General features: G+C 45.8%; 23 protein-coding genes. 13 read left to right on the top strand and 10 right to left on the bottom strand.

Going from position 1 to position 22,570, the window contains the following annotated elements:
- Positions 1 to 227 (top strand): hypothetical protein (locus EIH25_RS12550; RefSeq protein WP_206425721.1); only part of this gene is annotated, 227 nt, incomplete at its 5' end.
- 48 nt (positions 228 to 275) lie between these two features.
- Here the strand turns inward: EIH25_RS12550 and EIH25_RS12195 are convergent.
- Positions 276 to 974: a 4Fe-4S binding protein gene (locus EIH25_RS12195; RefSeq protein WP_124101370.1), complete on the bottom strand. Its 699-nt coding sequence runs from the start codon at positions 972 to 974 to the stop codon at positions 276 to 278.
- 113 nt (positions 975 to 1,087) lie between these two features.
- On the opposite strand from EIH25_RS12195, the gene EIH25_RS12190 reads away from it, so the two are divergent.
- The 6 genes from EIH25_RS12190 (at position 1,088) to ptsP (ending at position 7,745) form a co-directional block, all read left to right on the top strand.
- The gene (locus tag EIH25_RS12190) at positions 1,088 to 1,762 is read left to right on the top strand and encodes a Crp/Fnr family transcriptional regulator (RefSeq protein WP_124101369.1); all 675 of its coding nucleotides are present in this window, start codon (positions 1,088 to 1,090) and stop codon (positions 1,760 to 1,762) included.
- Positions 1,763 to 2,131: 369 nt separating this feature from the next.
- On the top strand, positions 2,132 to 2,878 hold the full coding sequence (locus EIH25_RS12185) for a DeoR/GlpR family DNA-binding transcription regulator (RefSeq protein ID WP_124101368.1): 747 nt from the start codon (positions 2,132 to 2,134) through the stop codon (positions 2,876 to 2,878).
- Positions 2,879 to 3,778: a 1-phosphofructokinase gene (gene pfkB, locus EIH25_RS12180; RefSeq protein ID WP_124101367.1), complete on the top strand. Its 900-nt coding sequence runs from the start codon at positions 2,879 to 2,881 to the stop codon at positions 3,776 to 3,778.
- 50 nt (positions 3,779 to 3,828) lie between these two features.
- On the top strand, positions 3,829 to 5,745 hold the full coding sequence (locus EIH25_RS12175; RefSeq protein ID WP_124101372.1) for a fructose-specific PTS transporter subunit EIIC: 1,917 nt from the start codon (positions 3,829 to 3,831) through the stop codon (positions 5,743 to 5,745).
- Between the two features lie 43 nt (positions 5,746 to 5,788).
- Positions 5,789 to 6,055, top strand: a complete 267-nt coding sequence (locus EIH25_RS12170; protein ID WP_124101366.1) for an HPr family phosphocarrier protein — start codon at positions 5,789 to 5,791, stop codon at positions 6,053 to 6,055.
- Between the two features lie 55 nt (positions 6,056 to 6,110).
- Complete coding sequence (gene ptsP / locus EIH25_RS12165; protein ID WP_124101365.1) at positions 6,111 to 7,745, top strand: phosphoenolpyruvate--protein phosphotransferase; 1,635 nt, start codon at positions 6,111 to 6,113, stop codon at positions 7,743 to 7,745.
- 86 nt (positions 7,746 to 7,831) lie between these two features.
- On the opposite strand, the gene EIH25_RS12160 is transcribed toward ptsP, so the two are convergent.
- The 4 genes from EIH25_RS12160 to EIH25_RS12145 all read right to left on the bottom strand — a co-directional run bounded on the left by EIH25_RS12160 (position 7,832) and on the right by EIH25_RS12145 (position 11,501).
- A complete protein-coding gene (locus tag EIH25_RS12160; RefSeq protein WP_124101364.1) occupies positions 7,832 to 8,167 on the bottom strand; it encodes a helix-turn-helix domain-containing protein in 336 nt (111 codons plus the stop codon).
- Between the two features lie 243 nt (positions 8,168 to 8,410).
- Positions 8,411 to 9,349, bottom strand: a complete 939-nt coding sequence (locus tag EIH25_RS12155; RefSeq protein WP_124101363.1) for a PepSY domain-containing protein — start codon at positions 9,347 to 9,349, stop codon at positions 8,411 to 8,413.
- Positions 9,350 to 9,426: 77 nt separating this feature from the next.
- Positions 9,427 to 10,830, bottom strand: a complete 1,404-nt coding sequence (locus tag EIH25_RS12150; protein ID WP_124101362.1) for an ATP-binding protein — start codon at positions 10,828 to 10,830, stop codon at positions 9,427 to 9,429.
- Complete coding sequence (locus EIH25_RS12145) at positions 10,827 to 11,501, bottom strand: response regulator transcription factor (protein ID WP_124101361.1); 675 nt, start codon at positions 11,499 to 11,501, stop codon at positions 10,827 to 10,829. Before EIH25_RS12145 ends, EIH25_RS12150 begins: the two co-directional genes overlap by 4 nt.
- 482 nt (positions 11,502 to 11,983) lie before the next feature.
- Between EIH25_RS12145 and EIH25_RS12140 the strand changes: the two genes are divergently transcribed.
- From EIH25_RS12140 to EIH25_RS12125, 4 genes are all read left to right on the top strand, one after another.
- Positions 11,984 to 12,772 (top strand): transporter substrate-binding domain-containing protein, encoded by a 789-nt coding sequence (locus EIH25_RS12140; protein ID WP_347561954.1) that lies wholly within the window; start codon positions 11,984 to 11,986, stop codon positions 12,770 to 12,772.
- A 63-nt stretch (positions 12,773 to 12,835) separates the two neighbouring features.
- On the top strand, positions 12,836 to 13,528 hold the full coding sequence (locus tag EIH25_RS12135; protein ID WP_124101360.1) for an amino acid ABC transporter permease: 693 nt from the start codon (positions 12,836 to 12,838) through the stop codon (positions 13,526 to 13,528).
- A complete protein-coding gene (locus EIH25_RS12130; RefSeq protein WP_124101359.1) occupies positions 13,515 to 14,240 on the top strand; it encodes an amino acid ABC transporter ATP-binding protein in 726 nt (241 codons plus the stop codon). Before EIH25_RS12135 ends, EIH25_RS12130 begins: the two co-directional genes overlap by 14 nt.
- A 63-nt stretch (positions 14,241 to 14,303) precedes the next feature.
- Positions 14,304 to 14,729: a GNAT family N-acetyltransferase gene (locus EIH25_RS12125; RefSeq protein WP_164489243.1), complete on the top strand. Its 426-nt coding sequence runs from the start codon at positions 14,304 to 14,306 to the stop codon at positions 14,727 to 14,729.
- A 206-nt stretch (positions 14,730 to 14,935) separates the two neighbouring features.
- On the opposite strand, the gene EIH25_RS12505 is transcribed toward EIH25_RS12125, so the two are convergent.
- Positions 14,936 to 15,088, bottom strand: a complete 153-nt coding sequence (locus tag EIH25_RS12505; RefSeq protein ID WP_164489242.1) for a hypothetical protein — start codon at positions 15,086 to 15,088, stop codon at positions 14,936 to 14,938.
- A gap of 245 nt (positions 15,089 to 15,333) precedes the next feature.
- Entirely contained in the window at positions 15,334 to 15,819 is a 486-nt protein-coding gene (locus EIH25_RS12120) for an SH3 domain-containing protein (protein ID WP_124101357.1), read from the bottom strand.
- A gap of 317 nt (positions 15,820 to 16,136) precedes the next feature.
- Between EIH25_RS12120 and EIH25_RS12115 the strand changes: the two genes are divergently transcribed.
- Both EIH25_RS12115 and EIH25_RS12110 read left to right on the top strand, forming a co-directional pair.
- Positions 16,137 to 18,119 (top strand): NAD(+) synthase, encoded by a 1,983-nt coding sequence (locus EIH25_RS12115; RefSeq protein WP_124101356.1) that lies wholly within the window; start codon positions 16,137 to 16,139, stop codon positions 18,117 to 18,119.
- A gap of 194 nt (positions 18,120 to 18,313) precedes the next feature.
- Positions 18,314 to 19,216 carry a helix-turn-helix domain-containing protein gene (locus EIH25_RS12110; RefSeq protein WP_124101355.1) on the top strand — a complete coding sequence of 301 codons (903 nt, stop codon included), beginning with the start codon at positions 18,314 to 18,316 and terminating at the stop codon, positions 19,214 to 19,216.
- Positions 19,217 to 19,348: 132 nt separating this feature from the next.
- Here the strand turns inward: EIH25_RS12110 and EIH25_RS12105 are convergent, their stop codons facing one another.
- The 3 genes from EIH25_RS12105 to EIH25_RS12095 form a co-directional block, all read right to left on the bottom strand.
- On the bottom strand, positions 19,349 to 21,532 hold the full coding sequence (locus EIH25_RS12105) for a stage V sporulation T C-terminal domain-containing protein (protein ID WP_124101354.1): 2,184 nt from the start codon (positions 21,530 to 21,532) through the stop codon (positions 19,349 to 19,351).
- A gap of 212 nt (positions 21,533 to 21,744) precedes the next feature.
- The gene (locus EIH25_RS12100) at positions 21,745 to 21,951 is read right to left on the bottom strand and encodes a hypothetical protein (RefSeq protein WP_124101353.1); all 207 of its coding nucleotides are present in this window, start codon (positions 21,949 to 21,951) and stop codon (positions 21,745 to 21,747) included.
- A gap of 158 nt (positions 21,952 to 22,109) precedes the next feature.
- Positions 22,110 to 22,505 (bottom strand): hypothetical protein, encoded by a 396-nt coding sequence (locus EIH25_RS12095; RefSeq protein ID WP_124101352.1) that lies wholly within the window; start codon positions 22,503 to 22,505, stop codon positions 22,110 to 22,112.
- Positions 22,506 to 22,570 lie beyond the last annotated feature (65 nt).

Here is a 22,570-nt window from a genome sequence, read left to right as displayed (position 1 = left end):
TTTCTGATATCGCTAGTTTTCCATGTGAGATAATGCCTATTTTGCGCGATTTCAACGCCGTATATAGGGTTCTTCCGCATATTCACGCGTTTTTACTGATTTATGGTTTTGTGTGTCAGATAACAGCCATGCCGGACATCGTCTGCAAGCCTGAGCTTTTCTTTTTGAGCCGCCTGCGGCAGTTGATTTTTAGTAGGAAGAACTTTTTTATGAAAAACAGGCGTTAAAAACCGATGTGATTTTTAACGCCTGTTATCGTATCATTTAAAAGCGCGTCAATTTACTGCTCTGCCGTCCGAGGTTATAGTGACCACTCTACAGGGAATAAATTTTTCACTGTTCTGCAAAGCCCTTTTGGCGGCGTTCTCTATTCCGCCGCAGCAGGGGACTTCCATTCTCACAACGGTAACGCTTTTTATATCGTTATTTTTTATGATCTCCGTCAGCTTATCCGCATAGTCGCCCTCGTCAAGCTTGGGACAGCCTATAATGGCTGTTCTGCCGCGGATAAATTCGTTATGGAAATTACCGTAGGCATAAGCCGTGCAGTCGGCGGCAATAAGCAGATCGGCTCCGTCAAAATAAGGCGCGTTGACCGGAACAAGCTTGATCTGCACCGGCCACTGGGAAAGCTGACTTGATACTGGCGCGGCTGTATTTGAACAGTCAGCGTCGGTTCTTGCTATCCTTTTGGAATGAGTCCCCGGGCAGCCGCAGGGAAGCTTAGCCGTCTGCTTTTGGATTTTCGCCTTACGCACTGCTTCCTCATTATATGCCGGAGCTTCGCGTTCTTCAAAGGATATGGCGTTTGTCGGACAGGCGGGAAGGCAGTCGCCTAAGCCGTCGCAGTAATCCTCGCGGACAAGCCTCGCTTTTCCGTCAATCATTTCAATTGCGCCTTCGTGACAGGCGGACGCGCAGGCTCCGCAGCCGTTGCATTTTTCTTCGTTTATTCTGATGATTTTTCTTATCATATTTTACCTCCGCAATTTTTTATCAGAATTGATTATTTTATTGATTCTGTGATTAAATTATAGTATAATAATCAAAATAAGTATGTTGTAAATCCAACAAAGGATGAAAAAATATGAAAAACGATTTTGAGCTTATGAAAAAATGCCCGCTGTTCAGTAATCTGAGCGAGGAGGAGCTGAATTTTATTCTGACAAGTCCGCATACAAAAATCAAGGATTTTTCAAAAAATCAGACGGTTATCTCCGAGGGCGACAGTGCCGAAGAGCTCGGAGCTGTTCTTTCGGGCGCGGTTCAGATTGTCAGAAATGATTATTATGGAAACAGAAGCATTATTGCGCTGATAGAGCCGCCGCAGATTTTCGCTGAGGTATTTGTGTTTTCAGATACACAGCATATGCCGGTGAGCGTTGTTTCGGCGGGCGACAGCAGAATAATGCTTATCAGACTGAAAAGTATTCTGAATGAAAGCTTTGCTGACAGTTCGTTTTATACCAGACAGACAAATAATCTGCTGCGCCTAGTAGCCGAAAAAAATCTGAAGCTTAACGAAAAAATAGAAATAATCTCCAAGCGTACCATACGCGAAAAACTCATGACCTTTCTGTTATCTCAGGCAAAGCTTCACGGCAGCGATACCTTTACGATACCATACGACAGGCAGGAGCTTGCCGATTTTCTTGAAGCGAACCGCAGCGCTGTGTCGGCTGAGATAAGCAGGCTTCGGGCAGAGGGAATAATCGAATCCAAGAGATCAAGCTTCAGACTGATTAGAAAAAGCGGTGAGTGACCTATACAGTTAAAGCTGTACTGTATAATTCATAATCGTATTTCACTCAGGTTTTGCCGCTGACAGAGATTTTTTATTTGCTGCAGCTTCTGATATTGCAGGAATCATAATATAAATGACCGTTTTCAGTCGTTTGTCTGGAATGTTTTTATAATAAAAGCGGCAATAAGAAAAAATATTTTCCACAAGGAGAAAATAATATGTGCATATTTCACAAATATAGTGATTTTAAATTGTGCAGGCGTCCAATATTTGAGGTAAAATGAATGTTTTTGATTGAAAATGCTTGATTTTAATTTATTCTTGTGCTAATATAAAGTCAGAAGGAACCAATAAGATTCAAATCTGTTCAAAAAGGAGAAGGTAACGTTGCTTACTGAGGAACGCCATTCAATTATACTTGACACTGTAAACAGACAGCACGTCGTAAAGCTTACTGATCTGTGCGAAATGCTTGATTCGTCTGAATCCACGGTCAGGAGGGATCTCAATCAGCTTGCCCGGCGCGGCCTGCTTACCAAGGTGCACGGCGGCGCGATTGCGTTAAATGAAAGCTTTTCGGCATATGAGCATAATGTTGAAGAAAAGGCGTCGCTGTTTATTGAGGAAAAAACCGCGATTGCAAGATATGCGGCATCTCTTATAGAGGAAGGGGATTTTGTCTATATCGACGCGGGGACGACAACTGAGAAAATGATAGATTACATTCCGTCAAAAAACGTCACATTCGTTACCAACGCTTTCATAAACGCCAAAAAGCTTGCGCAAAAAGGCTGCAGAGTTTTTATACCTGCCGGAGAGATAAAGCTGACGACGGAGGCTATTGTCGGAGCGGAATGTGTTATTTCACTTCAGAATTACAATTTCAGCAAATGCTTTATGGGGACGAACGGTATTTCAGCTTCCGCCGGACTTTCAACTCCTGATAAAAGCGAGGCTTCTGTTAAAACGGCGGTGATAAGCCGCAGCAAGGAGGTTTATTTCCTTGCCGATCATTCTAAATTCGATAAGGTTGCAGCGGTTACATTTTCTTCATTGAACAGAGGAATGATAATAACAGACAGGCTTCCGGATAAAAAATATCTTACGCAGGCGTCAATAAAGGAGGTTTTATAAATGGTGTATACCGTTACCTTTAATCCCGCGGTGGATTATGTTGTACGGACGGATGAAATGAATGTAGGAAAGGTAAACCGTTCAAAATCAGAGGAAATTTATTTCGGCGGAAAGGGAATAAACGTTTCTCTGGTATTAAGCGAGCTGGGAATAAGGTCAAAGGCTCTGGGTTTTACGGCCGGCTTTACAGGCAGAGCGATTGAAGAAGGCGTCAATGCAAAGGGAGTTGAAACCGATTTTGTTCACCTTAAGCACGGATTTTCAAGAATTAACGTAAAGATCAAATCGCGGCAGGAAACCGAACTAAACGGTCAGGGACCTGAAATAAGCGATGAGGCTATCAGCGAGCTTTACAAAAAGCTGGACAGCCTTGAAAACGGAGATACCCTTGTTCTGGCAGGAAGTATCCCCAATACCCTTCCGCCGGATATTTATGAAAAAATACTGGAATACCTTGCGAAAAAAAATATAAAAACCGTAGTAGACGCAACAAAGGAGCTGCTGCTGAACGTACTGAAATACAAGCCGTTTCTCATAAAGCCGAACAATCATGAGCTGGGCGAAATGTTCGGAGTAACTCTTACGGGAACTGACGAAATAATCGAATACGCCAGGAAGCTCAAGGAGATGGGCGCCGAAAACGTGCTTGTTTCAATGGCTGGGGACGGAGCCCTACTGATAGACGAATACGGTAAGGTTCACGCCTGCGGAGTATGCAAAGGAACGGTCAGAAATTCTGTAGGCGCAGGCGATTCGATGGTTGCAGGATTTATCGCGGGTTCCCTTGACGGAGATTATGAATACGCTCTTAAGCTTGGAACCGCAGCCGGAGGAGCTACCGCGTTTTCAGACGGACTGGCGCAGAAGGATGAAATATACAGGCTGCTTGGACAGCTCTGAGGTCTGTAAAACAAGGATAAACGCACATGAAAACAGATGGAGGAGATATTATGCGTATTGTTGATTTACTCGGCAAGGAAAGCATTCAGCTGAATGCTTATCCCAAAAGCAAGGCTGAAGCGATCGATATGCTGATAGAGCTTCAGGTCAAAGGCGGAAAAATCGCCGACAGAGAGGAATACAGGAAAGGTATTCTCGCGAGGGAGGAAATGAGCTCTACCGCCGTAGGAGAGGGAATAGCTATTCCTCATGCTAAAAGTCCGGCGGTCAAGGCTCCGTCGCTTGCGGCTATGACCGTTCCTGACGGAGTGGATTATGAAGCCATGGACGATGAGCCGTCGAATCTTTTGTTTATGATCGCGGCTCCGAACGACGGCGACGTACATCTGGAAGTGCTGTCCCGTCTTATGACGATCCTCATGGACGAGGATTTCAGGCAAAAGCTTCTCAGCGCAAAGGATAAAGACGAGTTTTTAAAGGTTATAGATGACATGGAGAGCGAGAAGTATCCGGACGAACCGGAGGAGAAAGCTGAGTCCGACGGAAGGATCAGGGTTCTTGCCGTAACGGCCTGCCCTACGGGAATCGCTCATACCTATATGGCTGCCGAGGCTCTGGAAAAGGCGGGCAAAAAGCTTGGCGTTTCAATAAAGGTGGAAACCAACGGCTCCGGCGGGGCGAAAAATGTTCTGACAAAGGATGAGATCGCTGAATGTGACGGAATTATCGTTGCCGCGGACAAGACGGTTGAAATGTCGCGCTTTGACGGCAAGAGGGTTATCCGCACCAAGGTTTCGGACGGTATTAAAATTCCGGAGGAGCTTATCAGTCGTATCGAATCGGGTGACGCTCCGGAATACCGGCATACGGGACCGTCAGCCTCCGAAAGTCAGGACGGAGACGAGAGCTTTGGAAGAAAAATTTACAAGCACCTTATGAACGGCGTTTCAAATATGCTTCCGTTTACGGTAGCAGGAGGTATTTTCATCGCGCTTGCTTTCCTTATTGATACCATTGCGGGAGCGCCGCAGGACGACACGTTCGGCACATATACGGCGGCGGCTTCATTTTTCAAGACTATCGGAGACTTTGCGTTCAGATTTATGATTCCGGTGCTTGCAGGCTATATAGGAATGTCTATTGCCGACAGACCGGGCTTTCTGGTAGGTCTGGTAGGAGGATATCTTGCTTCCAAGGGCTCTACCTTTATAAACGTAGCCGGAGATATTCCCTCGGGATTTCTGGGAGCGCTTCTGGCAGGCTTTGCCGGAGGATTCCTTATGCTGGGGATTGAAAGGCTCTGCGATAAAATGCCCAAGGCCTTGAACGGAATAAAGCCTGTACTTATATATCCGCTTGCGGGACTTGGGGTCATAGCGGTAATTATGTGCGCTGTAAATCCGTTTATGGGAATGATAAACACGGGGCTTTCAAATTTCCTCGAGAATATGGGCAACTCAAGCAAAATAGTTCTGGGCTGTATTCTGGGAGGAATGATGTCTATAGACATGGGCGGCCCTTTCAACAAGGCGGCTTATGTGTTCGGAACGGCGGCTATCGCTTCGGGAAGCTACGACGTTATGGCGGCGGTAATGATAGGCGGTATGGTTCCTCCTGTCGCGATCGCGCTTTCTACAACATTCTTTAAATCCAGGTGGACGGAAGAGGAAAGAAAGAACGGACCCGTAAACTACATCATGGGACTGAGCTTTATAACCGAAGGCGCTATCCCTTATGCCGCGGCAGACCCGCTGAGAGTAATACCCGCCTGTATCGTAGGAGCGGCGACAGCCGGAGGACTTTCAATGGCGTTCGACTGCACTCTTATGGCGCCTCACGGCGGAGTGTTCGTATTCGCGGTAGTAGGCAACTGGCCTTTATATATTCTTTCGCTTGCGATAGGCTCGCTGGTAGGAATGCTCATGCTGGCTGTTCTTAAGAAAAAGACTGTAAGCGACCCTTCATAATAGGCATAATTTGAGCAACAATAATAAAAAGGAGAGATTCATCATGGTAAAAAAGACGGTAACGGTAACTAACGAGCAGGGGCTGCATATGAGACCTGCGGGAGTTCTTGCAAAAGCGGTAAAGGATCATCCGGACTGCGAAGTTATCCTTTACGCTAACGGAAAGACCATAAAGGCAAAGGCTCCTATGCAGATCATGGCTGCCGGTATGAAAAAGGGCTGCGAGGTTGAGATCGTCTGCGAAGGCGCGGACGAACAGGCCGTCCTTGATGAGATTGCCGGAATGTTTGAAGCCGGCTTCGGAGAATAATAAATTTACGGCGGCAGGACTTATCTGCCGCTGCTGTGATACGGGGTGAATTGTTATGGTGAAATTTACAGGTAAGGGCGTTTACGGAGCGGTTGCAATCGGAAAAATTTCAATCTTTAAAAAGCAGGACGTTACCGTCAAGCGCGTTCATATCAATGATACGGATGCTGAGAAAGCAAGGGTGAAGTCGGCAAAGGAGGCTTCAACCGAGCAGCTTCAGGCTATATATGAAAAGGCTCTCAAAGAGGTGGGGGAAACGAACGCCCAGATTTTTGAGATTCATATGATGATGCTGGAGGACGAGGACTACAACGAATCCATTGAAAACATAATCGAAACGCAAAAGGTAAACGCGGAATACGCGGTCGCTGTAACGGCGGACAATTTTGCGGAGATGTTTTCGTCAATGGACGACGCGTATATGCAGGCGCGCGCCGCCGACGTAAAGGATATTTCAAACAGGATCATTGCAAATCTTAACGGAACGGCAGCCGGCGGAACGGATACGGAGGGAAAAATGATCGTATGCGCGGACGATCTCGCGCCCAGTGAAACCGTTTCGCTTGATAAGGACAGAGTTCTTGCGTTCGTTACCGCTCACGGCTCCTCGAATTCGCATACGGCGATCCTTGCGCGGAATATGAATATTCCGGCGGTTATAGGCGCTGGCGACGATTTTCTCGCCCGGATAAACGACGGCGATGAAGCTATAGTAGACGGCTTTACGGGAGAGGTGTTTCTGAATCCAGACGACGCCACAAAAGAAAGGCTTTTGTCGAAGCAGAAAGCCGACGAGGAGAAAAAACGTCTTTTGCAGAAGCTGAAAGGCAAGGAGAACATAACCCTTGACGGAACTAAAATCAACATTTACGCTAACATCGGAAGCGTTGACAATATAGGAGCGGTGCTGTTGAACGACGCGGGCGGTATCGGTCTTTTCAGAAGCGAATTTCTTTATCTTGAAAACAGCAGCTATCCTACCGAGGAGCAGCAGTTTACCGCATATAAGCGGGCGCTTGAAAGCATGGCCGGCAAGAAGGTCATTATACGGACTCTGGATATTGGAGCGGATAAGCAGGTGGATTATTTTGAGCTGAAAAAGGAAGAGAATCCTGCGCTCGGCTATCGCGCTATCAGGATATGCCTTACCCGTCCCGAAATCTTCAGAACACAGCTCAGAGCCTTGTTCAGAGCGTCGGTTTACGGTAATCTCGGAATAATGTTTCCTATGATCACCAGCGTTTCGGAGGTTGAAAGGATCATTGCGATATGCGGAGAGGTAAGGGCGGAGCTTAAAACTCAGGGAATTGCATATTCCGAATCTGTGGAGCTAGGTATTATGATAGAAACGCCAGCCGCAGCGATCATAAGCGATAAGCTTGCGCCAATGGTGGACTTTTTCAGCGTCGGAACCAACGACCTGACGCAGTATACTCTTGCCTGCGACAGACAGAATCCTGATATTGAGCAATTCTGCGACACGCACCATGAAGCCGTTCTGCGGCTGATAGAAATGAGCGCAGAAAACGCCCATAAAAACGGCGCATGGATAGGTATCTGCGGAGAGCTTGCGGCAGATACTACCCTTACGGAAACGTTTTTGAGAATGGGTATAGATGAGCTTTCCGTATCGCCGACCTTTGTACTGAAGGTAAGAGACGCCGTAAGGAATATTGATCTGTCAACATAATTTACAGTATTGATATTTGTTGTTATTAATGAAAATACAGGCACTATCCGGTTTGAGGGATCTTGCCTGTATTTCTATTGGGTTATTCAAGAGTTTTCATTGAAGCTGCGTTTAAAATTCATGCCCCATTCTGCCATAGAATCAAGAATAGGCTGCATACTTCTGCCAAGCCCTGTAAGGGTATATTCAACTCTCGGAGGCACTTCCGGGTAGACCTTTCGGGAGATAAGACCGTTTTCCTCCATGCTGCGGAGATTTGCGGTAAGAACCTTTTGTGATATGCCGCTGACTGATTTTTTCAGCTCTCCAAAACGCTTTGTGCCCGTCATTAAATCACGGATGATCAGCACCGACCACTTGTCTCCTATAAGCATAAGCGTGGTTTCCACAGGACAAGCGGGCAGATTATTTTTGTTTACCATATGATCACCTCTGAAGCTTCAAAAAAATATAACGTTTTACCTTATTCTGTCTTGCACAGCCGTGTATAAAAACAGGTATCATATATATTTTATCACAGGCTGCAACGGAATGCAATAAAACGGTCGGATAAAATCAGAAAAATATGTGTTTTACAGATTCGGCGCAGTATGCTTCGGCAAAAATTTCCCCTGCCGTACGGCAGAGGAAATTTTACATTAAAGCTTTTTTATATTTTGGTTTTGTCAATAGCGTTCATAATCAAACTCAATGATTTCGCCCGATACCGCGTTGACGGTATATTCGTATTCCGTACCGCTGCTATAGAATGAGATATCATATTCCGTGATCCCGTCGTCGTTTTCAAGCTTTGCTTTGGAAAACTGGACCTCTGCTTCAGTCAGTCCGGCATGAGCAAGGGCAATTTCCTTGGCTTTGTCGACCCCTATGTAATTGTCAGAGCCGTTTGCGGCGCTGTTTGTCTGAATACGGAAAGCCTCCGTGCTCTTTTCTTTTACCGTTCCGTCTGCCGCGTTTATTTCATAATCGTATTCGGTATCGGAAGTGTAAAATTCAATGTCATACGTTTTTATAAAATCGTCGGTATCAAGCTTAACTTTTATAAAAGTAACGTCGTTCTCTGTAAGTCCGGCGTCGGCAAGAGCCGCCGATTTGGCTTCGTTCTCTGAAATAACAGCGCTTTGTCCTGAGCTTGCTTCTGACGAATCAGATTCAGTCTGAACAGGCTTCTGGGAATCCGCCGCGGAGGAGGTGTTTGTCTGTTTTGATTCATTGGTATTTACAGCAGCCTGACTGTCGGGCTGTGAAGAATAGTTCTGCTCATAAGGTACATTTACGCTGTTCCCTTCAATATCTCTTGAAACTATATCTCCGTCCTTTGCCTGAATACTGTATTCGTATTCCGTTCCGTTGCTGTAGAAGTCCACGTCGTAGCAGAAGCGGCCGTCGTCAAAATCAAGTCTTGCCCTCAGACCCGAAACGTCTGCTTCCTTCAGCGCCGCGTCCGCCAGGGCGATCTTCTCCGCTTCCCCCCCGCCGATAAAGGCGCTTCTGACAGCGATTATGCTGATGACAGCTGCTGCGATCAGAACGATAATCACTATACAGATAATTGATATAACTTTTTTCTTCGGTGTGCTGAATAAATTTTTAATTCCTGTCATGGTAGATTACTCCTTTCATCATTGTAGCTACATTATAAACGGCAAAGATTAAAGGAATATTAGAACGAATTATTTTTTTATAAGCGAGGAAAACGCACAGAAAATATACTTCCCGTTCCGGTTTTTGACGAAACCTCGACGTTTCCTCCGTGATAATCGGCTATATCTTTCACCATTGCAAGCCCCAGCCCCGTTCCCTCTGTATTACGGGACTGATCCGCTCTGTAAAAGCGTTCAAAAATTTTTTTCTGCTGATCTTCAGGGATTCCGATTCCGTTATCCTCTACCTGAAGCAGTATTTCTTCATTCATGTCAAGCGTGACGATTATCTCGCCGTTTTCCCTGCCGTAGCGATAGGCGTTGCTTATCAGATTGGTAAGCAGTCTTGTAAGCAGCATACGGTTTCCTGAAACAAACACATCTGACCGAACGCGGCGTTTAAGCGTGATATTCTTATCTCTTATCAGCGACATATCGCTGCACACATCATTGACAAGCTCCGTCAGATCAAGCTTTTCCAGAGGATAGCTTTTTTCGTTCTGCTCCATTCGTGCAAAGCACAGCATATCCTCGATAAGCCGTGACATTTTTCTTCCCTGCCGCTGAATTACCGTAAAAGCCTCCGCGTATTCCTCATTGCTCCTTGGCTGTTCCAGAATATATTCGCACTGAGCCAATATAACGGACATAGGAGTGCGAAGCTCGTGAGACGCGTCTGAGATAAATTGCTGTTCCGTTTTGAAAGCCTCGTCAAGCCGGCTGAACATATCGTCGAAAACATTTGCAAGCCTATGAAGCTCGTCGTTTCCTTTGCCAAGACCGATACGCTTGTTCAGGTCGCTGCCGTGACTGATCTGAGAGGCGGCCTCGGTGATTTTCTGAACAGGTCTTAGCGCTCTGCTCGCGATCCAATAGCCTCCTGTTACAGCAAGCAAAAGCAGGGTTGGAAGCGCGACTGCGGATATCCGTATTATAGAGGTAAGCTGCTGAGTTCCTTGATTTTCTGAAACAAATCCCCGCAGCCATAGCTCCTCTGTGCCGTCAGAGGTAAGCTTGCAGTCAAAAACATAGTAAATTACGCCGTCCGATTTTACTTTATGAATTATTCTGTCTGAAAAGGCTATGTCCTCCGTTGCAATTGCCAGGGGATTTTCACCGTACAGAAATTTGCCGTCCTCCTGATAAAGCGCGGTAAATACGCCGTTTACCTTATCAAGAAAATCGTCGTCTATTTCCAGAAAGCCGTCCTTATAGGCAATATACTGATCGTCGTCGCCGTCGGGATCAGAATCCTTTATTTCTTTGAAAAATTCAATTTCGTCAATATTGTCCTCTACGGTTTCGACTAGATTGTCCTGTATATTTTTCTGCATTACCGAGCTGCTTGCCCACAGGATAATGCAGAAGGTCGCAGCGATGATAAAAATCATTATTACCGAAAACCATATGGTTACCTTTAATTTCACAGATAAATTTTTCATTTCTTTTCCTTGAGCACATATCCGCTTCCGCGTACCGTGTGAATAAGCTTGTCGGAGCGTCCGCCGTCGATTTTCTTCCTCAGATAGCTGATATATACGTCTACAACGTTTGTTCCGCCCTCATAGTCAAAATTCCAGATATGGTTTTCGATTTTTTCTCTTGACAGCACGATTCCGCGGTTTCTCATGAGATATTCAAGCAGGCTGTATTCCTTCGCGGATAAGCTTATTTCGCGTTCTCCGCGTCTGACCGTATGCGAAGCGGTGTCAAGAGTAAGATCGGCAACCTTAAGTATATTGTCGGTCATGCCGAAATTTTTTCTGGTCATTGCGCGTAACCTTGCTGCAAGCTCCTCAAAGGAAAAAGGCTTTACAAGATAATCGTCCGCGCCGCTGTCCAGCCCCTTTACTCTGTCAGCGACGGAATCCTTTGCCGTCAGAAACAGCACAGGCACAGATTTTCCGTTATTTCTGAGATAGCTTAAAACTCCGAAGCCGTCGATCTGAGGCATCATTATATCGAGTATCACCGCGTCATATTCTGCGGCCTGAAGATAGTCTATTGCTTCTTTGCCGTTGAAGCAGCTGTCAACCGAGTAACCGTCCGACGTAAGCTTTCGGGTAATGATCCTGTTTAAATCTTTCTCGTCCTCCGCCAGTAAAATACGCATTTTCATCAGCTCCAAAAATGAAATGATTATATAATCGTGCGCTTTATTTGTTTGTCCTGATTGTAAAAAATTATAATATGAACGGATATTCACCGCCTCTTAGGCGGCTCTCTACGTTCTTCGGTCGGGGACTCAATCCCCGATTGAAGCCATTCATAGTTGAATGACGGGGCGGTACCCCTTATTGAAATATTATATCATATATCCTGTCAGATTTCAAGCTGAGAGGCTTTTATCACCGCGTTTTTCACGCGGGCTGTAAAATGCCTGACGCCTTTGTCAAGGCAATTCCAAGGATCACTGTACGGAGGGCTGCAAACAGTATCTTGACCGAAAAAGCCGGTTTGGGGTACGCTGTTGTATAAGTTTTAATAAAATGTATATTAAAATTGTTAAAAAAGGTCTTGAAAAACAATATTGTTTGCTTTATAATAATAAAATGATTGGAGTAATCGTTTAAAAAATTTGAAAGGATATGAGTTATGATGAAGAAAATTATTTCGGCTGTTATCGCGGGACTTCTTTCCGCTTCAATGCTTGCTTCCTGCGGAAGCGTTCCTGAAAACGCCGTACACAGCGTCGATGACCTTGAAGGGAAGACCATAGGCGTTCAGCTTGGAACGACCGGCGATATTTACGCTACCTCCGACGTTAAGGACGCTCAGGTCGAGCGTTTCAACAAGGGTGCGGACGCCGTTCAGGCTCTCAAGCAGGGCAAGGTCGACGCGGTAATGATCGACAACGAGCCTGCCAAGGTCTTTGTTTCCAAAAACGACGATCTTAAAATACTCGACGACGCTTTCGCTGTTGAAGAGTACGCCATCGCTGTTAAAAAGGACAATGATGAGCTTACCGAGGAAATAAACGGGGCTTTGAAAACTCTTAAGGAAAACGGAACTCTTGATAAAATAATCAGCAACTGGATAGGCGAGGACGCGGGAAAAACTCCTTATGAAACACCCGAGGGAACGACCTATGACAAAGGCAAGCTCGTTATGGCTACGAACGCTGAGTTCCCTCCGTATGAAAGCGTAGAGGGAGATAAGGTCGTGGGAATCGACGCGGATATGATGCAGGCGGTATGCGATATTCTCGGCTATGAGCTTTCCATTGAAAATATGGAGTTTGATTCCATTATTCCAGCTATTGAGTCCGGTAAGGCGGACGTAGGCGCGGCCGGTCTTACCGTTACGGAGGACAGGCTTAAAAACGTAAACTTTTCAGATTCCTATACTACAGCCACGCAGGTGGTTATCGTCAGAAAAGATTGATCAGGCGCAAAGGCTATCCTGTAATGCGGACAGCCTTTTGCTTTGTTAAAGGAAGTGCAGTCATTGAGCGATTTTATTCAGAAATTCAAGGACACATTTATAGAAAAGGACAGATGGACCTATCTTACTGACGGCCTTAAAACCACGCTTATAATAACCTTTTTTGCGGTGATACTGGGCATGGCGCTGGGCTTTATCATCGCCGTTATAAGAACAACTCACGATAAAACGGGAAAGCTTAAGCTCCCCAATATTATCGCCCATGTCTATCTGACGGTCATAAGGGGAACTCCCGTAGTTGTCCAGCTGCTTATTATCTATTTCGTGGTTTTCGGCTCTGTAGCGATAAACAAAATATTTGTCGCCGTACTGGCGTTCGGACTTAATTCGGCGGCCTACGTCGCTGAGATCGTCCGTTCGGGAATAATGTCCATCGACAACGGTCAGTTTGAGGCCGGGTCAAGCCTTGGGCTTAACTATTCAAAAACCATGATATACATAATTCTGCCTCAGGCCTTTAAAAACGTGCTGCCTTCGCTTGCCAACGAGTGTATCGTTCTGCTGAAGGAAACCTCGGTAGCGGGATATATCGCTATCGCGGATCTTACAAAGGGCGGGGATTTTATCAGATCCCAGACCTATGAAGCGTTTATGCCGCTTATAGCCGTAGCGCTTATCTATCTTGTAATGGTCATGATAATGACGGCTCTTGTTTCAAAGCTTGAAAGGAGGCTGGCAAAGAATGATCGACGTTAAGGGTCTTAACAAATCCTTCGGAAAGCTTCACATTCTGAAGGATATTACGGAAACTATAAATCAGGGGGAAAAGGTAGTTATTATCGGTCCCTCCGGTTCGGGTAAATCCACCTTTCTCAGATGCCTTAACCTTATGGAAAAGCCTACCTCGGGAGAGATATATGTTGACGGCGAGAATATAACCTCAATGCACCAGAGAGAGGTTAATCTTATGCGCCAGAAAATGGGCATGGTCTTTCAGCATTTCAACCTGTTTCCGCACCTTACGATCAGAAAAAACATAACGCTTGCTCCCGTAAAGCTGAAGCTTATGAGCAGGGAGGAGGCCGACGAAAAGGCGGAGGAGCTGCTTGAAAAGGTAGGGCTTGCGGATAAAGCGGACAATTACCCCGGTCAGCTTTCTGGCGGGCAGAAGCAGAGAATAGCCATAGCAAGGGCGTTGGCTATGAACCCGGAAGTTATGCTGTTTGACGAACCTACTTCGGCGCTTGATCCCGAGATGGTCGGCGAGGTACTTAATCTTATGAAGCAGCTTGCCAAGGACGGAATGACTATGGTGGTGGTCACGCACGAAATGGGCTTTGCAAGAGAAGTCGCTTCAAGGGTGATGTTTATGGACGGAGGCAGGATAATAGAGCAGGCGCCTCCGGAGGAGTTTTTCTCATCTCCGAAAAATCAGAGAACCAGAGATTTTCTTTCAAAGGTTCTGTAATAAAGCTGTGCGGCGGTCTGTTTTTAACGGTCTGCCGTAAATTTTCATACGGAGGCTGATATTTTGAGCTATACTGTAAAGCTTTGCAGAGGACTCGACGATATCCCCGAAGCAAGATATATAAGAGAAGCGGTTTTTGTTAAGGAACAGGGCTTTACGAAGGAATTTGACGAAAAGGACGGCTTCGCGTTTCACGCCGTTATATCAGACGGTGATAAGCCTGTGGCGACAGGCAGGCTTTTTCGGGAAAACGGCGGCTTTGTTATCGGCAGGATAGCCGTGTTGAAGGAATACCGCGGCAAAAGCGTAGGTTCGCTGGTGGTAGGCGTTCTGGAAAGGGAAGCCCAACGTCAGGGAGCGGTCGAGGTGTCCCTTGCCGCTCAGCTGAGAGCCAGAGGCTTTTATGAAAGGCTGGGCTATAAAAGCCGTGAGGATATACATATGGACGAGTTCTGCCCTCACGTTACAATGACGAAAAGGCTGAAATAAACCGGCAGGGAATCAAAGCGCTTAAGCGTAGAAAGTATAACAGCCGTCGGACGGTAAACGACTGTGTCTGCATAACAAGGCCGCGTATTTGCGCGCCTGCCGCAGGTGTCAGTCTGTTACCGTCCGACGGCTGTCAGTTTTACGGCATATGTGAGAATGGACCGTATAGATATGCGTCTGGCTTTATTATGTATACACGGCCGTTTTCAGGGTCTGAACCTTCTGTCAAGCTCATCAAGATGTTTGTCCATATAGAAATTGAAGTTTTTATCAACGTGCAGCGCAAATATCACAAGCGATACCGCCGATATGACAATAAAAATTATTACTGCTGCCGCAGTATTCAATATCAGCTCCATAATTAATACCTCCGGAATAGTTCCTGAAATGTCAAAGCGGATTTTTTGCATGACCGGGTGTCTTACAATTACGTCGTAAGTCCGAAAAATTCAGCCTTTATTTAATTGTAGAGCCTGTACTTAAAATAAAACTAAATTTAATATGTAAATAGAATGAAATACTTTTTATAAAAAGCACCCGTATACACATCAGAATCCCGTGAAGTGTAAACGAATGCTTTTCATTGTGCGTACAGTGATGTTTTTTACTGGAAGAAAGTATAATAAGCGTATCCCTGCTGTCCGTTGTAATCAAGATACAGCCAGCCGTTTTCATTGCGGTATACTCTTACCGTAGCTCCCTGAGGGATCACCAGCAGGTTTGCCGAGCTGGACGTCGGCTCAGGATGAAGATAAACAGCGCTTACGACAGTCATAACGGTAACGTCTCCGCTCACGCTGTCGTCCTGGTTATCATAAGGATCATCCTCCGAATCGTCGTCGGCAGTGGTTTTCTTTTTGGTTTCCGACGCCTTTTCCCTTGTGGTGGAGGCGGTGGTTTCAAGCGGTTCCGTAGAAGTAAGCCACCCTGTTTTACGGTCGGAATCCGAAGCGTTGGATATAAACAAGCCTCTTGCAAACAGCATGGTTATTATGACTACGATCAGCGCGGTGACCATAACAGCGATCGTGCCTTTTACAGGCTCCGGCAATCCGCCGGTTCCGGTATTTTTTCTGTTTTTGCCGTCCATAAATAAGGAATCTCCTTTCCCTTTTTATACTTTAAGATCGTTAATCTGATATTTTTCGACTTATACAATTAATTATACAATCAATATGACGATAAGTCAATTAAAAAACGGTTACAATGCGTATTGCCTTAGTATTGGCAGGTGGCTGAGATTTATTCGGAATTTTCAGCGTTAAAACGCGTCCGCGGTGTATTCCCGAAACGGAACGCGAGCGTTGCGGTTTCTATCGGAGAACGCAGCTCCTATATATGATATGTTGCATTTTTGCATTTCATGTGGTATACTAATTATAAATATTCTATGAGAGGACTTTTGCCATGAAGGACGGATTTATAAAGCTTGCCGCCTGTACGCCTGAGATAAAGGTAGCGGACGTTGACTTCAACATTTCACAAATTATTGAACAGATCGGTCTGTGCCGGGATAAAGGTGTGAAGATCGCGGTTTTTCCCGAGCTGTGCATAACCGGCTACACCTGTCAGGACCTGTTCTTTCAGGACGTTCTGCTTGATAAGGCTATGGAGGGCTGTCTGAAAATCGCGGAGGCGGCGAAGGGTATCGATATGCTTGTTGCGGTCGGCGTTCCGGTTAAGGCTAAAGGCAAGCTTTATAACTGCGCGGCGGTGATCAAGGACGGAGAAATTCTGGCTTTTGTTCCTAAAACTCATCTGCCCAATTATAACGAGTTTTATGAAGCAAGACATTTTGCGGCATACGACGGAATTCCGGCAAAGATCGATCTGACTCCCTACGTCCGGGAAAGCAATGACGGTTCCATATTGCCGGTATTACTGGGACAGTATATATTTGAATGTGAAAAGGTGCCGGAGCTGAAAGTCGGTTTTGAAATATGCGAGGATCTCTGGGTTCCCGATCCTGTGTCAAATTATCTTGCAAAGGCGGGAGCGACGATAATCTGCAATCTTTCCGCCTCCGACGAAGTGATCGGAAAGGATTCCTACCGCCGGCAGCTGGTTTCTAATCAGTCTGCCAGACTTGTTTGCGGATATGTATACTGTTCTGCCGGCAACGGCGAGTCTACTCAGGATATGGTTTTTTCAGGACATAATCTTATTGCCGAGGACGGCGCGCTGTTAAAGGAAAGCCGCCTGTTTGAAAATGAGATCACCGTTTCCGAAATAGACGTTAAAAAGCTTGTGTTCGAGCGGCGTAAAACCTCAACCTATCCGGCGGAAAGGACAAACGCGGCTGTTTACAGTTCGGATACCCGCGACGGAAAAATCGGCAGCATAAAATTTTCATTGTCCCGCGACGAATGCCTTCTTACAAGAAGCTTTCCCAGAACTCCGTTTATTCCTTTAAACCAGACCGAGAGGAATGAACGCTGTCATCTTATTCTGCAAATGCAGTCCCACGGGCTTATGAAAAGAATTGCCCATACAAATTCAAAGACTGTGGTTATAGGCATTTCCGGCGGGCTTGATTCAACTCTTGCACTGCTTGTGTGCATTATGGCTATGGATCTGCTAAAGCGTCCGCACAGCGATATCGTCGCGGTTACGATGCCCTGCTTCGGCACTACGAAGCGCACCCGATCAAACGCGGAGATACTCTGCCGTGCGCTGGGAGTTACCTTCCGTGAGGTGGATATAACCAAATCGGTTTTACAGCATTTTGAGGATATAGGCCACGACGTTAACGATCACAGCGTTGTGTTTGAAAACGGACAGGCGAGAGAGCGCACCAAGGTTCTTATGAATATTGCAAATCAGGTCGGCGGACTTGTAGTCGGAACGGGAGATCTGTCCGAGCTTGCTCTGGGCTGGGCGACCTACAACGGCGACCATATGTCTATGTACGGCGTTAATGCGTCTGTGCCGAAAACTCTGGTCCGACATATCGTAAAGTATTACGCTGAAACCTGCGGATACAAGCCTCTTGAAGAGGTGCTGCTGGATATTCTTGATACGCCAGTTTCTCCGGAGCTTCTCCCGACGGACGAAAGCGCTACGGAAATGACCCAGAAAACCGAGGATCTTGTAGGCCCCTACGAGCTTCACGACTTTTTCCTTTATTACGGAATACGCTGGGGCTTTGAGCCGGAAAAGGTTTACCGGCTTGCAAGGCTTGCCTTTGACGGGGAATACAGCAAGGAAACTGTTCTTAAATGGCTGAAGAAATTTTACTGGAGATTTTTTTCACAGCAATTCAAGCGTTCCTGTCTGCCGGACGGCGCCAAGATAGGTACGGTGACCCTTTCTCCCAGAGGAGACTGGAGAATGCCCTCGGACGCTTCGGCAGATCCCTGGTACAGGCAGGCGGAGGGTCTTGAGCCTTAAAAACCGCGTATTTACGCCAATGCAACCGCAGCTTTACACAGAAATATTCAAAAGCAACATCAAGTTGGTTGTAGGTGCGCCTGTTCAATGATATAATTCTGTCATGAAAGATACGCAGACCGCGTTATTCATCGGCAGAGCTGTCCCGTCAAACCGGCTCTCCTGTATTTTTATGGCGGAGAAAGGGATATGATATGAGTTTTGGACAAAACCTACAGTTTTTAAGAAAACGCAAAAATATGACTCAGGAGGAGCTTGCAGAGGCGCTGAACGTTTCGCGTCAGTCGGTTTCAAAATGGGAATCTGATCTCAGTTTTCCCGAGATGGATAAAATTTTGCAGATATGCGAGATCTTTTCCTGCACCATGGATACTCTTGTTAAAGGAAACGCGGAGGCTGATTCAGCCGAGGATACTTCCGGGTACGACAAGCATATGAACGGTTTTTCAAAAAGCGTTTCAGCAGGAGTTTTTACGATAATATCCGGCGTTTCCATAACAGCCTTTTTGGACGGAGCAGGAGTCAGCGACGGAATATCGGGAATGCTTTTTATGACGTTTGTGCTCGTTTCCGTTTTGATTTTTGTGGTCAGCGGATTGAATCACGATAGCTTTGTAAAAAACAACCCGACGGTCAAGCATTTCTACAGTCAGGACGAGATAAATGCTTTTGAAAGAAAGTTTCCGGTGATGATCGCGGTCGGAATCGGCATTATCTCCATTGGACTTATAATCACTATCGGAATAGACGAGCTTCTGACAAAAGGCAGGGAGACAGGCTTTGCCTCCGCCGTTGAAGGTTCTATTTTTCTGTTCTGCGTTGCCGTCGGAGCGTCGCTGATGACATACGCCGGAATTCAAAAGGATAAATACAATATTGAAAAGTATAACCGTGAAAATTCGCCGGAGGAGAAAAAACGCGCGGCGCAGTCGCCCTATCAGAAATGGTACGGCATAATTATGCTGATTGCCACGATAGTTTTTCTTGTTACGGGCATAATCTGGGAGGTATGGGATTATAACTGGCTTGCTTTTGCCGTAGGAGGACTTCTCTGCGGAATAGTCGGCATAATAGACCAAAGCAATAAAGACGAATGATACGAATCAGCGGCAGATGTTGAAGGTCCTGCTTTAACGGAGAGTATTATGTATCAGGGCGGCTGCCGCTCAGGCAAAAGCAGAAGCGGCCTGTTCCGTTTTTTAAACGAAACAGGTCGTTCTTGCTTTTTATTATTCTTCAAGTGATTTTCCAAGAAACATCGCAGCGGCTTTTGCAAGCAGAATATGATTTTCATCAGGCTTTATATCGTCGGTATTTTTGATGAATGAAACGGCGCCTATTACGTCGCCTGCTGAAATGATCGGAGCCGCCGCTATTGCCGGACTGTCTATGCCCTCGATGAGCAGCAGCGGGGGAGCGGATTCGTTCCAGAAATAGGATTTTCTCGCTTCAAGCAGATCCTCAAGCGCCGGAGAATTTCTCCTTTCGCTGTATTCCTTTTTCTGTGCTCCTGCCACAGCGACAACATGATCTCTGTCGAATATAACCGCCGGAGCGTTTCCAAGCTTGGAAATAACCTCAGCTGCCTGGGAAACGCCCTCGGTGAGCTCTCCCACCGGAGAATACTTTTTAAATATTACCTCTCCGTCGTTGCTGGTGTAGATTTCAAGGGGGTCGCCGTTACTGATAACATTGACGTTAAGAACCTTATCTCCCTTGTTTTTAACAGGGAAGATGAATTTTTCAGTAAGTGATGAGATATTCTTAGCGTCCAAGTTAAAATTTGGCGATTGCTCCTCTGCCGCTCCGACTGATACAAGCTGTCCGCTTTTGAGCAGCGCGTCGATGTCTGCTTTCAGAAATATATCAATTCGGTCGTTATACACCACGATTTTTTCAAGGATAAAGTCAAGGTCGCTTTTTGCAAGAGAAGGCTTGCTGATTATGTCGTCGAAAATGTCCAGAACCGTTTTGGCGGTTCGGTTTATCTTTATCACTGAATTGTGCTTGTCCGCCGCAAGCGCCGCCTGATTTTTCAATCCCTCGATACGCAAGGTAAGCTCGTCCAGCATTTCCGAATAGGTTTCCTCAAGTATGTCGGCTCGGTCCGGGTGCTTCATCAGATCTCTGGTCTGCTGTCTGGTAAGCATTTTTATCTCGGCTTTCGCTGAGTCAATCTGCTCATTGATTATGTCGATCGTCGCCTTGCTGTTTTTAGTTTCAGTCTTTTCCTTTGCGATTGAGTCTTTAAGTCTTTCAATCATATCCGCTGAATTGTCACGGACTCTGCGGATATATTCCTTCAGAAGCTTGTCAAGCATATCCACTCTTGTATGATGAGATGTACAGCCCTTTGTTCCTCTTCGGTGATATGTTCCGCAGGTGTATGCGGGCGCAAGGTCATTGCGGCTCATTGCGAACATTGGCGAGCCGCAGTCTCCGCAGAAAAGATAACCCGAATACACGTTGTCATTCTTTTTCACGCCCCGATAATTTGTTGTCGAACGCTTTTTAAGCTGCTCCTGAACGGCGGCAAAGGTTCTGTAGTCAACGATGGGAGTGTGGTTGTTTTCAAAAACTATATGGTCGGTTTCATGAACCTTTTCCTCTCCGCCGTTAATTTTTTTGCGTTTGTATTTTCCCTGACGGAGAGTACCGATATAAAAATCGTTTTGCAGAATTTCGCTCACGGTTATGATACTCCAGGCGGACTTAACTTCTTTTTTATACTCCTCGCCTTGTGCCTCCTTACGCATTTTTTCGCACATTCTCGGCGTTGGAATTTTTTTATCGGTAAGGTGATTTGCAATTTTCTTGTAGCCCCAGCCGTTTTTATACAGCTCAAAAATCTCGCGGACAACCTCGGCGGCAGGCTCGTCAACCTCAAACTGCATTGTTTTGTGGTTTGTCATAACATAGCCGTAGGGGACGGCGCATATCCATCTGCCCTCCTCCTGACGGCGTTTGATAACCGACTTGACCTTTTTGGAGGTGTCGGTTACGGGCATTTCGTTTATGAGAAATCTGAACTGAATTGCCGTCCAATCGTCGTATGTCGGATAGTCAATGTTGTCGCCTATTGAGATAATTCTCATTCCCGCGTCACGCAGATCCTCAAGCTCAACCAGCCCCTTGCTGTTTCGTCTTGAAAATCGTGAGAAATCCTTGACGATAAGAATATCATATTCAAGCTGTATCATCTTTTTACGGAGCCTTTGATAGCCCTCGCGCTGTTCAAAAGTATAGCCTGAACGGTCGCGGTCTTCATAAAAATCAAGGCTGCTGTCAGGAAATTTCCGGCTGACGAAATCCGTGATGATAGCTTTTTGGTTTTCAATAGAGGTGTTGTCGCGGTCAAGCTCTTCGTCGACGGAAATTCGGCAGTAGCCTGCTATGTTCGGTTTTACCGGCATTTATTTCACCCTTTCTTATTCAATGCTGTCAGCGTTTATATACTGTTTTACCTTTGCGAATACCTAACAATGTTGTCAGAAATATTCGACTTGATTACGATAATATTGTATCACGTTTCAGCGGAAAATGCAATAGATAAACCCAACATATTTGCATTGGAAATACTGTTCGATATGTAAAGAGAGACGCTGTATGCGTACTCTCTTGCAGGTTACAGCTGATAATTATTCAGTATCAGACCTTCCGTACAGTCATATAGATTTTTGCTGCCTGAGCGGAACACAACGGTTTTACACCCTGCTGCTTTGTTTTCTTCGCAGATTTCTTCAAGCTTTTTTTCAAAGCCTTCGCTCTGCTGTTCATCATTTGTAACCCAGATTTCAACAAGCTTCAAATCATTTCTTGCGTTTATTTCCAATAAACAACACCTCTCTTTAAGCTTTGACTTGATGGGGGATATTATTCATATTTTTACGTTGTTCTGCCGAAGGTAGTAAATAAACTTTTCCGTTTGGTTTCTGTGGCGAACTAATCTGCATATTTTTCCGCCATTATCCGTTTTAAATTCCTTCTCCTTTAGCTGTTCTGATACTCCGCAGCGTCCTCGTAATCAATAATGCCGTTTATTCTTCGAACCTCGTTTACGCACATAGCGTGAAGCTTGTCCAGCGTTTCATCGTCAACCTCGTTTACAGCGGCGGTCATATGCGACAGCTTTCCAAGCTCCACAGCGACCTTGAAAAGCAAACGTGCAAGACGTTGCTCCGTACCCTTTATCTGCGCCTTGACCGTTTCGGTTATCATAGGGGAGAGATAGTTTATGTTATCTTCCTCGTTGAGATAGCCGATGTAGAACTTAACGGCTTTCTCAATAAACTCCGTTTTTGAAGCGCAGTTGTCCCCACGATATTCCTGTTCGATCTTCTTAATTGTTTCCGGCTGAAAATACACAGCCATTCTTTTCTTTGCCATAAATCTGCTCCTTTCTATGCTTCGACCCCTGAATAAATGCCGATTTTACGCGCTTTTCGGTATCT

Origin of the sequence: Ruminococcus sp. Marseille-P6503, assembly GCF_900604945.1 — a bacterium.
GTDB lineage: Bacteria > Bacillota > Clostridia > Oscillospirales > Ruminococcaceae > FB2012.
This window is presented reverse-complemented; position numbering and strand designations above follow the sequence as displayed.